Annotated in this window: 12 protein-coding genes and 1 riboswitch; of the genes, 4 read left to right on the top strand and 8 right to left on the bottom strand. The window is 67.6% G+C overall.

Annotation, left to right across the window (positions count from 1 at the left end):
- Positions 1–7: 7 nt before the first annotated feature.
- Complete coding sequence (locus K8P63_RS08915) at positions 8–1,063, bottom strand: threonine aldolase family protein (protein ID WP_223799447.1); 1,056 nt, start codon at positions 1,061–1,063, stop codon at positions 8–10.
- Between the two features lie 54 nt (positions 1,064–1,117).
- A riboswitch (SAM-I-IV-variant riboswitch) is annotated at positions 1,118–1,225 on the bottom strand.
- Positions 1,226–1,480: 255 nt separating this feature from the next.
- Here K8P63_RS08915 and K8P63_RS08910 point away from each other — a divergent pair.
- Positions 1,481–1,705 carry a hypothetical protein gene (locus tag K8P63_RS08910; protein WP_223799446.1) on the top strand — a complete coding sequence of 75 codons (225 nt, stop codon included), beginning with the start codon at positions 1,481–1,483 and terminating at the stop codon, positions 1,703–1,705.
- On the top strand, positions 1,702–2,592 hold the full coding sequence (locus K8P63_RS08905) for a bestrophin family protein (protein WP_223799445.1): 891 nt from the start codon (positions 1,702–1,704) through the stop codon (positions 2,590–2,592). The genes K8P63_RS08910 and K8P63_RS08905 overlap by 4 nt, the downstream gene beginning before the upstream one ends.
- A gap of 12 nt (positions 2,593–2,604) precedes the next feature.
- On the opposite strand, the gene K8P63_RS08900 is transcribed toward K8P63_RS08905, so the two are convergent.
- From K8P63_RS08900 to K8P63_RS08890, 3 genes are read right to left on the bottom strand one after another with little or no spacing between them, the layout of a single operon-like run.
- Complete coding sequence (locus tag K8P63_RS08900; RefSeq protein WP_223799444.1) at positions 2,605–2,892, bottom strand: DUF1467 family protein; 288 nt, start codon at positions 2,890–2,892, stop codon at positions 2,605–2,607.
- 19 nt (positions 2,893–2,911) lie between these two features.
- Positions 2,912–4,555, bottom strand: a complete 1,644-nt coding sequence (locus K8P63_RS08895) for a ribonuclease J (protein ID WP_223799443.1) — start codon at positions 4,553–4,555, stop codon at positions 2,912–2,914.
- Positions 4,552–6,717: a ComEC/Rec2 family competence protein gene (locus K8P63_RS08890; protein WP_223799442.1), complete on the bottom strand. Its 2,166-nt coding sequence runs from the start codon at positions 6,715–6,717 to the stop codon at positions 4,552–4,554. Before K8P63_RS08890 ends, K8P63_RS08895 begins: the two co-directional genes overlap by 4 nt.
- Before the next feature lie 99 nt (positions 6,718–6,816).
- On the opposite strand from K8P63_RS08890, the gene gltX reads away from it, so the two are divergent.
- The gene (gene gltX, locus K8P63_RS08885) at positions 6,817–8,244 is read left to right on the top strand and encodes a glutamate--tRNA ligase (RefSeq protein WP_223799441.1); all 1,428 of its coding nucleotides are present in this window, start codon (positions 6,817–6,819) and stop codon (positions 8,242–8,244) included.
- A 36-nt stretch (positions 8,245–8,280) separates the two neighbouring features.
- Entirely contained in the window at positions 8,281–9,564 is a 1,284-nt protein-coding gene (locus tag K8P63_RS08880) for a citrate synthase (RefSeq protein ID WP_223799440.1), read from the top strand.
- A 39-nt stretch (positions 9,565–9,603) separates the two neighbouring features.
- Here K8P63_RS08880 and K8P63_RS08875 read toward each other — a convergent pair whose 3' ends face one another.
- The 4 genes from K8P63_RS08875 to K8P63_RS08860 all read right to left on the bottom strand — a co-directional run bounded on the left by K8P63_RS08875 (position 9,604) and on the right by K8P63_RS08860 (position 12,178).
- Positions 9,604–10,221: a hypothetical protein gene (locus K8P63_RS08875; RefSeq protein ID WP_223799439.1), complete on the bottom strand. Its 618-nt coding sequence runs from the start codon at positions 10,219–10,221 to the stop codon at positions 9,604–9,606.
- 201 nt (positions 10,222–10,422) lie between these two features.
- A complete protein-coding gene (locus K8P63_RS08870; RefSeq protein ID WP_223799438.1) occupies positions 10,423–11,712 on the bottom strand; it encodes a M20/M25/M40 family metallo-hydrolase in 1,290 nt (429 codons plus the stop codon).
- Positions 11,713–11,789: 77 nt separating this feature from the next.
- Entirely contained in the window at positions 11,790–11,945 is a 156-nt protein-coding gene (locus K8P63_RS08865; protein ID WP_223799437.1) for a hypothetical protein, read from the bottom strand.
- A complete protein-coding gene (locus K8P63_RS08860; protein ID WP_223799436.1) occupies positions 11,945–12,178 on the bottom strand; it encodes a hypothetical protein in 234 nt (77 codons plus the stop codon). The genes K8P63_RS08865 and K8P63_RS08860 overlap by 1 nt, the downstream gene beginning before the upstream one ends.
- Between the last annotated feature and the right edge of the window lie 3 nt (positions 12,179–12,181).

The raw sequence follows: 12,181 nt of genomic DNA, 5'->3' as shown, positions 1-12,181 counted from the left end.
GGCCCGGTCAGGCGACCAGGGCTTCCGGAGCGGTGCTCACCGCGCGGATATCGCGCGCGAGTTCGTCGACGCGCGCCAGCTGGGCATCCCACGCGAACATGAAGCGGGCGCCGCCGCCGATGAAGGTATAGAAGCGCCAGCCGCGCGCACGCAGCCCCTCCAGCACCGGCTGCGGCGCATCGAGGAATACCGCATTGGCCCCGACCGGAAAGATCAGCTCGATTCCGGGCAGGCCACGCACCTGATCGGCGAGGCGCGCGGCGCAGGCATTGCCATGCTCGGCATTGCGCAGCCACGCGCCGCTTTCCATCAGGCCGACCCACGGCGCCGACAGGAAGCGCATCTTCGACGCGAGCTGCCCCGCCTGCTTGCAGCGATAGCCGAAATCCTCCGCCAGTGCGCGATCGAAGAAGATCACCGCATCGCCCACCGCCATGCCGTTCTTGGTGCCGCCGAAGCACAATACGTCGACGCCCGCCTGCCAGCTGATCTCCGCCGGGGTGCAGCCGAGGGTCGCGCAGGCGTGGGCGAAGCGCGCCCCATCCATATGCAATTTCAGATCGAGCTCGCGGCAAACGGCGGCGATCGCCCTCACCTCCTCGATCGAATAGACGAGGCCGGTCTCGGTCGGCTGGGTGATGGTGACGACGCGCGGCTTGGGGAAATGGATGTCCGATCGGCTCGTCGCGAGCGCGCGGATCGCCTCGGGCGTCAGCTTGGCATCGTCCGACTGCACGGTCAGCAGCTTGGATCCGTTCGAGAAGAATTCGGGCGCGCCGCATTCGTCGGTCACGACGTGCGCCGACGCCGCACAGATCACGCTGTGGTAGGATTGGCAGAGCGCCGCCAGCGCGAGCGAGTTGGCCGCGGTGCCGTTGAAAACGAAGAACACCTCGCAGTCGCTGTCGAACAGCTTCCGGAAGGAATCGGCAGCGCGCTGCGTCCACACATCCTCGCCATAAGCGGTTGCAGAGCCGTCATTGGCGCGCAGCATGGCGTCGAGCGCCTCGGGGCACATGCCCGCATAATTGTCGCTGGCGAATTGTTGGGGCTGGTTCGTCACGGCATGATCCCGTCGTTGGACTCTCGCCCAAGGGTCGGATCGACGTCGATGTGGCGTAAGTCCCGTGGTTGCCGGTCCGGCCACATCCCCCCGCTCGCAGGAGGCACCACCTTGCCAGGAGCAGGTTGGTGTCGGACGTCGGCCCGACTCTTGATGCTGGGCAGGCAATTAGTCGTGGTGCCGAAGAGGGTCAAGAAGCCGCGACGCGCCGGACGCCGGGCGTCGACGATTGCACCGCCCGCAGGCGTTCGGCCACGATCGGCATCCACGGCAACAACATCTTGCGGAACGGACATGGCCGCGGTCGGGCCCAGCAACATCGGGGTGAGGAAAGATTGCCGTGCCAATTCCGACGGTTGCGGTCGTGCTGCACCGCACCCACGCTTGCAGCACGCCAACGACGATGGAGCGCATTTCATGTATGACGACGTCATGCATCCCCACCCCGCACCGCTGAGCTGGCGGGACATCGAGGCCCTGCCGTTCATCATGCTGGGCATGCTGGCGCTCGGCGCGGTCGCCTATGCGCTGACCTATGCCGGCCCGGCGCTGCAGGCCGACACGATCAAGGTCGCGTCGATCGCGGCCTTGCTCGGCCTGCGCCACGCCGTGCTCGGCCGCGTCGCGAGCGCGCCCGAATGATCGTCGGCCGCGAACCGCGCGTCCGCCAGACGCTCCACACGGCCTGGCGCCTGCTCGCCATGCTGTTCGTGTGGGACGTGGCGGTGACGCTCTTCTGTTATTTCTCGCCGTTCGCGGCGCCCGCACTGCCGCTCACCCTGTTCGGCACGGTGCTGGCCGCCTTCCTCGGCTTCCGCACCAACTCGGCCTATCAGCGCTGGTGGGAGGGGCGGACCTTGTGGGGGGCGATGATCAACGCGTCGCGCAGCCTGGCGCGCGCGGTCGGCGCATTCCTGCCTGACGACCATCCCTCCGCGCTGGCGATCCGGCGGATCGTGGTCCTGCGCCAGATCGCCTACGTCCATTCGCTGCGCCACCAGCTCCGCCGGCACGATCCGGCACCCGATATCGAGCGGCTGATCGGCGCCGATGCGGCTGTGGCGCCGCTGGCACGCACCAATCCGGCAAACGGGCTGCTCGACGGCACCGGCAGACTGATCGGCGATGCACGCGCCGACGGGCTGATCGACAGCATTCAGCAGGCGCAGATCGAACGCGTGCTGGTCGATATCGCCAATGCGCAGGGCGGGATGGAGCGGCTGAAGAACACGCCGCTGCCGGCACAATATCGCAGTCTGCCCGCCTTCTTCACGCGGCTCTTCTGCCTGCTGCTGCCGATCGGACTGGTGCAGACGCTGGAATGGGCGACGCCGATCGGATCGTCGGTCGCAGGATTCATGTTCCTCGCCGGCCTGTCGATCGGCGACGATCTGGTCGATCCCTTTTCGGATACGGTGCACGACGTACCGCTGGAGGCGATGTGCCGCACGATCGAGATCGACCTGCTGCAGTCGATCGGGGACGATGCGCCGCCGCCGCTGCGGCCAATCGACGGCGTGCTGTGGTGATCCCGGTGACGCTTAAGCCCCATTTCCCTCGATCAGGCGATCGGGGACGAGGTTCAGCATGTCGGGCATGATCCAGCCGTTGACGTAGTTGGCGTAGAACAGGCCGAACAGCCCGAGCGCCACGATCGTCGTCCAGAATGCCGTGCGGCCGAAGCTGAAATGCGGCGGCGCGCTCTCGGCCTGGCCGGCTATCGGGCGATCCCGATCGTGGCGGCGCGGCTGCAGGCGGAAGGGGAGGACGAGGAAGAAGCTCATCGCCCAGAACAGCATGAAGATCGCGCTGATCGAGGCCGGCCGCATCCTTGGCCTTCCCTGCCCGTCAGATCCGGATCAGCGAGACGTCGACGACCGGCTTCTTGCCGGTCCACGCGACGGCGCGGCGCCGGACGGCAAGGCGCACCGCCTCGCGCAGGGCCTTGTCGTCGCGGCCACGCTTGCCGCCGAGCGCCTCGACCGCGGCATCGCGTGCTTCCTCGATGAAGTCGTCGCGATCCTCCTCGACCGGGATGCCCTGCATCGCGATCGCCGGCTCGCCGCGCAGCCGGCCGCGCTCGTCGAGCGCCACCGCGACCGTGATGACGCCGTAAGCGGAAATCCGCCGGCGCTCATTGATGGTCGAGCCGTCGGCCGGCAGGATCACGTCGCCGTCGAGGATCAGCCGCCCGCTCTGCTCTTCGCCCAGCTTGACCGGGCCGTTGGGAGCCAGGCGGATGAGATCGCCATTGGTCTGCACGATCCCGCGCGGTACGCCCTGCGCCAGCGCGAAGCGCGCCTGCTCGGCCATGTGGCGCATCTCGCCATGGACCGGCAGGATGATCTCGGGGCGAATCCACTTGTACATCGCCGCCAGCTCGGGGCGACCGGGATGGCCGGAGACGTGGACGTGCGCCTGGCGATCGGTGATCATGATGACGCCTTTGGTCGCCAGCGCATTCTGGATGCGACCGATCGCCATCTCGTTGCCGGGAATCTGCTTGGACGAGAAGACGACCGTGTCGCCCTCCGAGAGCTTGATCTGGTGGCTGTCGAACGCGATGCGGGCGAGCGCGGCGCGGCTCTCGCCCTGCCCGCCGGTGGCGACGATCATCACGTCGCGCGGGGGCAGCCGCATCGCCGCGTCGAAATCGATGACGCTCGGGAAATCGGTCAGGTAGCCGACGCTCTTGGCGACGCGGATGATGCGGTCGAGCGAGCGGCCCGCGACGCACAATTGGCGGCCGGTGTCGCGCGCGACCTCGCCCAAGGTCTGCAGCCGTGCGGCATTGGAGGCGAAGGTGGTGACGACGACGCGGCCCTTGGCGGCGCGGATGACCTGATCCAACCCCTCGCGCACGTCCGCTTCGGAGCCCGAGGCGGCATCGTTGAACACGTTGGTGGAATCGCAGACGAGCGCCAGCACGCCCTTGTCGCCGATCGCGGTCAGATCCTCGCTCGTCGCAGGCACGCCGAGCAGCGGCTGCTCGTCCAGCTTCCAGTCACCGGTGTGGAAGATGCGACCGTAAGGCGTATCGATCAGCAGGCCGTTGCCCTCGGGAATCGAATGGGCGAGTGGCACATAGGTGAAGCCGAACGGCCCGACCTTGAATGATGCCTCGCGCTCGACCACGATCAACTCGACCTGATCGGTGATCCCCTCTTCCTCCAGCTTGCCCTTGATAAGGCCGGCGGTGAACGGCGTCGCGTAGAGCGGCACGCCCAGATCGCCCGCGAGATACGGGATGGCGCCGATATGATCCTCGTGCCCGTGGGTCAGCACGATGCCGACCAGATCCTTGGCGTGACGCTCGATGAAGTCGAGATCCGGCAATACGAGGTCGATGCCCGGATAGCCCGGATCGCCGAACGTCATGCCCAGGTCCACCATCACCCATTTGCCCTGGGTGCCGTAGAGGTTGACGTTCATTCCGATCTCCCCCGACCCACCAAGGGCCAGGAAAAGCAGTTCGTTGCCGGGTGTGGTCATCGGGTCTCGATCTTGGGGCGGCTCGCCCGGAAGGATGCAGCGGCAATCGAGCCGCCAGTAGCATCCGCATGTAGAGGCTGACGCGTGTGTCGCAAGTGCGAAGGCGGTTGCCACGGGTGGCGATCGTCTCCACGCACGGCGCGCAGCGTTCCCGAACGGAGCCACAATGCCACGCCGCCGGTGCGCGCCAGCGCCGCCCGATCGAGCTTGAGCCAGCGGGGCGTGCAGGCGCGTGGCAGCCGCCGGTCGCTGACGACGATATCCGCCCAGCCGCACGCACGCGTGAGCGCGACCCAGTCGACCGCATAGGCGCTGCGGCTGGCGAGCAGGTGCCAACGCCTGCCACCGCCGGGCACGATCGCGGCGCACATGTCGTCGTTGCAGCGCGCGCCCGGCAGCGCGTCGAGATCGAGCGCCTCCGCCTGCACCCCCGACGCTTCGGATAGCTGACCCCGCACATAATCGCCGGCGCGCGGCCGCAGCAGGTGGAGCGCGCCGTCGGGCGTGCGGACCGCGAGGTGCCGGCCATCGCCGGTCACCAACAGATCGGGCGCGGGCGTCGCGATGGCCCAGGCCGCCCCCAGTATGATTGGTAGCGCCCCCAGCCGCCGCACATGCGTGCGCCACAATGCGAGCCAGAGGCCGCCCGCCGCCATCAGCGCGAAGGCACCGTTCGGCATGCCCGGCAGCGCCGCGACCGCCCCCGGCAGCGCCGCGACCGTCCGCGCGATCCACAGCAGCAGATGGAGCGCCTGTCCCGCGAGCCACCAGAATGGTGATCCGAGCCCGATCATATCGAACAGCAAAGCCGCCGCCTCGGCCGGCATGATGACGAAGGTCGAAAGCGGAATCGCGACGATGTTGGCGAGCGCACCATAGAAGCCGGCACGATGGAAGTGCCACGCCGCGATCGGCGCGAGCGCCGCCTCGACCAGCAATCCGGTCACCAGCAGCACCACGAACTCGCGCAGCAGGCGACGCGGCCAGCTTTCCTCGCGCTTCAGCGCGGCGGCGCGGATCGCGGGATGCTCGTGGAAGGCGACGATCGCGGTGACCGCGGCGAAACTCAGCTGGAAGCTGGGGCCGACCAAAGCCTCCGGCCGGATCAGCAGCACGACCAATGCGCCAGTCGCGACCAGCCGCAGCGTCAGCGCCTCGCGCCCCAGCGCGATGCCGCCCAGCACCAGCAGCGCCGCGACGCACGATCGCACCGTCGGCACCTGCGCGCCCGAGAGCAAAGTGTAGCCGATCCCAGCAGCGGCGCCCGCGGCCGCTGCGATCAGCGGCAATGGCGCGCGCAATGCCAGCCACGGCCACAGCGCCAGCGATCGCAAGGTGAGCAGCATCGTCGCCGCGATCACCGCCGTCACGTGCAGACCGCTGATCGAAAGCAGATGCGCGAGCCCCGAGCGGCGGAATGCCTCATTATCCTCGTCCGCGATCGCGCCGACGTCGCCCGTCACGAACGCCGCCGCGACGCCGCCCGTGCTGCCGCGCAATTGCTGCTGGATATGATCGGTGAGCCGCAGCCGCTGCCGATCGAGCCAGCGCATCGGGCCGCCCTCGGCCCGCGCGGGTGCGGTCACGGTGACCGGCCCGAGCGTCTTGCCGGTGGCGCCAAGCCGCTGGAACCACGCGACCCGCGCGAAATCATAGGCGCCGGGCAGGATCGGACCGGCCGGCGGCTCCAGCCGCACGCGCGCGGCGATGCGTGCGCCGGGCGCGAGGCCATTGGGCGTACCGTCCTGATCGACGTTGATCCGCACGCGCGGCGGCAGGCCCGGCATGGCGTCCGGATCGACCACCAGCCGCACCTTGCCGCGCGCCGGCAGCGGATCGACCTCGACGATACGCCCTGAAATCGTCGTGACCATCGGGCGGTCGAGGCGCGGCGAAGCAACCTCGGTACTGCGCGCCCAGGCGAGCAGGCAGCCGAGCGACGCTGCGATCAGGAAGATCGCGATGGCGCGGCCCAGCCGCCCCCCTCGTCCAACAGCCCATGCGAGCAGCGCGGTCGCCGCCGCCACGCCCACGAACCACAGCCACGACCGCTCGTCGGGCAGGCCGAACCATGCGGTGATGCCCGCGCCCAGCCCGACCGGCAGCCACAGGCCGAGCTGGTCGCGCTCCGCCTCCAGCCAGCGCTCGATCGTGGCGCCCACGCGCCAACCGCCGGCGGCCGGCTTGCGGCCCCGGACCTTTGTGCTAGGGGCGCGCATCACCGTTACGGCCATCAGGTCTCAGCTTGGGAGAGAGGCGCCGTGGGCGCAAGCACCACCACGGGCAGCACTGCCCCCCGCGAGGTCGTCACCCGCTTCGCGCCCTCGCCGACCGGTTTTCTTCACATCGGCGGCGCGCGCACCGCGTTGTTCAACTGGCTCTACGCGCGCCACCATGGCGGCCGCTATCTGCTGCGGATCGAGGATACCGATCGCGCGCGCTCGACCCAGCCGGCGATCGAGGCGATCATCGACGGGCTGAAGTGGCTGGAGTTGGATTGGGACGGCGAGGTCGTCTTCCAGTTTGCCCGCGCCGCGCGCCATGCCGAGGTCGCACAACAGATGGTGGCCAGCGGCCACGCTTATCGCTGCTATGCGACGGCGGCGGAACTGGAGGCGATGCGCGCCGAGCAGAAGGCCAAGGGCCTGCCGCTCCGCTATGATGGCCGCTGGCGTGACCGCGTGCCCGGCCCGGAGCAGGAGGGGGAGCCCTTCGTCGTCCGCCTGCGCGCCGAGCGCGAGGGCGCGACGACCATCGTCGATCAGGTGCAGGGATCGGTCACCGTCCAGAATGTCGAATTGGACGACATGGTGCTGCTGCGCTCGGACGGCACGCCCACCTACATGCTCGCGGTCGTGGTGGACGATCACGACATGGGCGTCACCCACGTCATCCGCGGCGACGATCATCTCAACAACGCCTTCCGCCAGCTCGGCATCATCCGCGCGATGGGCTGGCCCGAGCCGACCTACGCGCACATCCCGCTGATCCACGGCGCCGATGGAGCGAAACTGTCGAAGCGCCACGGCGCGCTCGGCGTCGATGCCTATCGCGACGAGCTTGGCTTCCTGCCTGAGGCGGTCGACAATTATCTGCTGCGGCTCGGCTGGGGCCATGGCGATGCCGAGATCATCGGCCGCGAGCAGGCGATCGAGTGGTTCGATCTCGCCGATGTCGGCCGCTCGCCGTCGCGCTTCGACATCAAGAAGCTCGAGAATTTGAATGGTCACTATCTGCGCGAGGCGGACGATGCCCGACTGGCCGGCCTGATCGGCGCACGGCTCGGCGTTTCGGACGACTCGAACGCCGTCGATCTGCTGCGCCGCGCCATGCCGGTCGCGAAAGTAAGAGCCAAGACAATCAATGAGTTAGCCGATGGCTTGGGCTTCCTGTTTCGCACCCGCCCGATCGACATGGACGAGGGCGCGGCGAAGCTGCTAGACGATTCCGCGCGCCAGCTTCTGGCGCGTGCCCGGGACGTGCTGGACGACATCGGCGAGTGGAGCGCGGAGGCGCTCGAGGCCGCCGTCCGTCAGGTGGCGGAGGAGCATTCGATCGGCCTGGGCAAGGTCGCGCAGCCACTGCGCGCCGCGCTCACCGGACGGACGACCTCGCCGGGCATCTTCGATGTGCTGGCTCTTCTCGGCCGCGAGGAGAGTTTGGCGCGTTTGTCCGATCAGCTCGCCTGAGCGGACGCGTACGAGATTATTGAAGGAGAACGGCGCATGGCCGGTAACAGCACGATCAGCATCGACGGCAAGGACTTCCCCTATCCGACGCTGTCCGGCACCACCGGCCCCGACGTCATCGACATCCGCAAGTTCTACGGCCAGACCGGTCTCTTCACCTACGATCCCGGCTTCACCTCGACCGCGAGCTGCGAAAGCGGCCTGACCTATATCGACGGCGATGCCGGCGTGCTGCTGCACCGTGGCTATCCGATCGACCAGTTGGCCGAGAAGTCGAGCTTCATGGAGGTCGCCTACCTCCTGCTCAACGGCGAGCTGCCGGTGAAGGACGAGCTCGACGCGTTCGTCACCACGATCACGCGTCATACGATGGTGCACGAACAGCTCGCGACCTTCTATCGCGGCTTCCGCCGCGATGCGCACCCGATGGCGATCCTGTGCGGCGTCGTCGGCGCGCTGTCGGCCTTCTATCCGGACTCGACCAATGTCGGCGATCCGCAGGAACGCACCATCTCGATGCATCGGCTGATCGCGAAGATGCCGACGATCGCGGCGATGGCGTACAAATATTCGGTCGGCCAGCCGTTCGTCTATCCGAAGAACGATCTGTCCTACACCGCCAACTTCCTGCGCATGACCTTCTCGGTTCCGGCCGAGGAGTATGAGCCCGATCCGATCATTGTCGATGCGATGGACAAGATCTTCATCCTCCACGCCGACCACGAGCAGAATGCGTCGACCTCGACCGTCCGCCTCGCCGGATCGTCGGGTGCGAACCCGTTCGCATGCGTGGCCGCCGGCATCGCCACCCTGTGGGGCCCGGCGCATGGCGGCGCCAACGAAGCGGCGCTCAACATGCTGCGCGAGATCGGCACGCCCGACCGCATCCCCGAGTACATCGCGCGCGCCAAGAACAAGGACGATCCGTTCCGGCTGATGGGCTTCGGCCACCGCGTCTACAAGAATTTCGATCCGCGCGCGAAGGTGCTGTCGAAGGCGGCGAGCGAAGTGCTCGACAAGCTCAACATCAGCGATCCGGTGCTGGATACCGCGCGCGAGCTGGAGCAGATCGCGCTCAAGGACCAGTATTTCGTCGATCGCAAGCTGTACCCGAACGTCGATTTCTATTCGGGCGTGATCCTGTCGGCGATCGGTTTCCCGACGACGATGTTCACGGTGCTGTTCGCACTCGCCCGCACGGTCGGCTGGGTGGCGCAGTGGAACGAGATGATCTCGGATCCCGAGCAGAAGATCGGCCGCCCGCGCCAGCTCTACACCGGGCCGACCCAGCGCGATTACATCCCCGTCGAAACGCGCTGAGCGATACGTGCGTCACCCCGGAGCGATCCGGGGTGGCGTTCAGCTGATCTGGTCGAACAACGTCGATTGCGACGCCTGGTTGATGAAGCTCTGGTTGCTCGCGCGGAATGAATCCGTCCAGCCGCGCGCCTGACGCTCCTCGGGGCTCATCGAATCATATTCGCTGACGAGCTGCTGGCTGTAGGTCGCCAGTCCGGTCAGCGTGACGCCGCTGCTGCCGATCGCGCCGGTCAGGCTGGTACGCATATCCTGCTGCAGCGCCTGCTTGGCGGCATGCACTTCGGTCGACGAGAACGTCTTGTCCTGGTTGAGCGCGATCGCAGCGAGTGCACGTCCGCTCAGGCCGGTGAGGTTGGGCGTGGCCGTGCTCGTGTCGGTCGTGCCGGCGGCGGCATATTGCGCGTCGAGCGTCGCGCGCGTGTCCTTGCCGAGCTGGGTGAAATCCTTGGCATTGTCGGCCGCTTCCTGTGCCGCGCTGGAGATCGAGACGTCGCTACTGCTCGTCGTGGTGGTGGCCGGTGTAGCGGACGCGGTCGAGGCGCTCTCGGCCGCAAGCAGTTTCTGGATGGCGGCGGAGGTCGTCGCGCTGCTGCCACTATAGCTGAGCGACTGGCTGGTGGTGGCGGTGGACGAGTTCAGCAGCGAGAAGAGCGACATCGACGCACCCGGTTGCGACCGGACGCACCTGCGCGCCCGATCGCATTCTCGCGGATTGTGGTTAACGATTGGCTAAGATGAGGGAACGAGCCTATTCCCGTTCGTCATCCCAGCGAAGGCTGGGATCCCGCGGTGGAGCGGTCCGCTTATCCAACGGAGATCCCAGCCTTCGCTGGGATGACGGTATCGTATGCGGCGGCCCTACTGCCCGTTGGCCAGCGTGATGATCGTCGCCAGATCGACCTGCAGCTCGCGCAGCGTGCCCGCCTTCTCGACCTGGACCCATTCGTCGAGCGCGTGATTGCCGCCGGTCGGGAAACCCGATCCCAACGTCACCGCGGGGATGCCGAGGCTCATCGGGATGTTCGAGTCGCTCGATCCGGCGCCGTAGCGCGGCGTCACGCCGACAACGTTCTGCGCAGCCGTCGCCACGCGCACGATGTTGCTGTCCTCAGGTGTCTGTCCGACGGGGCGCTCGCCGATCTGCTGCAGCGTATAGGTGATCGATCCACGGCTGGTGGACCGCGCCTTGTTCTCCATGTCGACCGCCGGCTGCAGGATCGACTTGAGATACGCATCCTCCTTGTCGAGCTCGGCCTTGCTTTCGGAGCGCATGTCGATCGTCATCGCGACGTCGTGCGGGACCGAATTGACCGAGGTGCCGCCCTCGACGATGCCGACGTTGAAGGTCGTCTTGGGCGTCGCCGGCACCTGCATCTTGCTGAAGGCGGTGATCGCATTGGCCATGGCATAGGCCGGATTGACGATGCCGAAATTGCCATAGCTGTGGCCGCCGGGGCCGTGGAAGATCACCTTGTAGCGCTTCGAGCCGACGCCGCCGGTCGTCACGCTCTCGCGGCTCGGCTCGATCGAGATGAACTGCTTGATGCGGTCCTTATATTTCGACTTCTGGAAGAAATAGCGCGTGCCGCGCAGGTCGCCCGGCCCCTCCTCGCCCACGTTGCCGGCGAACACTATGTCCTGCTTGGTCTTGAAGCCGGCGCGATCGAGCGCGCGCACCAGCGCCAGCAGCACGGCCAGCCCGGTCGTGTCGTCGCCAATGCCGGGCGCGCGCAGCTTGTCGCCCTCATGCTTGACGTGCGTGTCGGTGCCCTCGGGGAACACCGTATCGAGGTGCGCCTGCACCAGCAGCAGCGGCGCGCCGCCGCCCGTGCCCTTGCGGATGCCGCTGGCATTGCCCTCGGCATCGATCTCGACGTCGGTCAGGCCGGCCTCCGTCAGCATCGCGGCATAGGCCTTGGCGCGCGTGGCTTCCTTGAACGGCGGCGCGGGAATCTCGGTCAGCGTGACGAGATCCTTGACGATGCGATCCCAATCGCTGTCGAGGCTGGTCTTGGCTTTGGCGAAAGCTGGGCTGGCCATCAGCGCCTTCATCTTCGCCACCATCGGCGCGGGCGCGGTCTGCGCGGACACGGGCTGAACGAGCATCGGCAGGGCAAAACCGGCGACCAGCGCCAACCGCTTCGACATCAAGAGCTATCCTTCGGGCCAGGGATGAAACGTATACGAAACAAGCCGGGCTGAGTGATGTTGTCAATGGCGAAGGATCAGCGCACCCGCCACCAGCGGCGGAACGCGAAGGCGAGGCCGCCGAGCGCGCCGAGGCCGAGCAGCCCCGCGCCGACCAGTCCGCCGCCGACCCACAGGGCCGAGCTGATGAGGATCAGCATGAAATCCCCGATCGCGGCGGTGGCGTGGACCATCAATCGGGCCGTTCGAATTCGGCGACGACCCGGCCGCCCCCCGGCAGCAGCGTGCCGCCGGCATGATCGCGGCACGCCTGTTCGGCATCGTCGACCGTGTTGAAACGCTCGATCGTGCGCCAGCCCCACCAATGGCCCGATTGCGCGACGTAGCAGTCGCGCGTCGGCCGCCCCTGCGCGATCGCCTTGAGGAGCGACAGCCGCTCGTGGATCACCCGATAGCGCCGCGCCATGCC

Origin of the sequence: Sphingomonas nostoxanthinifaciens (assembly GCF_019930585.1) — a bacterium.
In the GTDB taxonomy this organism is placed as follows: domain Bacteria; phylum Pseudomonadota; class Alphaproteobacteria; order Sphingomonadales; family Sphingomonadaceae; genus Sphingomonas_I; species Sphingomonas_I nostoxanthinifaciens.
This window is presented reverse-complemented; position numbering and strand designations above follow the sequence as displayed.

What these genes read in the sequence shown, in the direction of transcription:
- K8P63_RS08875 (WP_223799439.1), bottom strand. Translation starts at nt 10,221, where the DNA reads ATGTCGCTCTTCTCGCTGCTGAACTCGTCCACCGCCACCACCAGCCAG.
- K8P63_RS08910 (WP_223799446.1), top strand. Translation starts at nt 1,481, where the DNA reads ATGTATGACGACGTCATGCATCCCCACCCCGCACCGCTGAGCTGGCGG.
- K8P63_RS08870 (WP_223799438.1), bottom strand. Translation starts at nt 11,712, where the DNA reads ATGTCGAAGCGGTTGGCGCTGGTCGCCGGTTTTGCCCTGCCGATGCTC.
- K8P63_RS08880 (WP_223799440.1), top strand. Translation starts at nt 8,281, where the DNA reads ATGGCCGGTAACAGCACGATCAGCATCGACGGCAAGGACTTCCCCTAT.
- K8P63_RS08900 (WP_223799444.1), bottom strand. Translation starts at nt 2,892, where the DNA reads ATGCGGCCGGCCTCGATCAGCGCGATCTTCATGCTGTTCTGGGCGATG.
- K8P63_RS08860 (WP_223799436.1), bottom strand. Translation starts at nt 12,178, where the DNA reads ATGGCGCGGCGCTATCGGGTGATCCACGAGCGGCTGTCGCTCCTCAAG.
- K8P63_RS08895 (WP_223799443.1), bottom strand. Translation starts at nt 4,555, where the DNA reads ATGACCACACCCGGCAACGAACTGCTTTTCCTGGCCCTTGGTGGGTCG.
- K8P63_RS08865 (WP_223799437.1), bottom strand. Translation starts at nt 11,945, where the DNA reads ATGGTCCACGCCACCGCCGCGATCGGGGATTTCATGCTGATCCTCATC.
- K8P63_RS08905 (WP_223799445.1), top strand. Translation starts at nt 1,702, where the DNA reads ATGATCGTCGGCCGCGAACCGCGCGTCCGCCAGACGCTCCACACGGCC.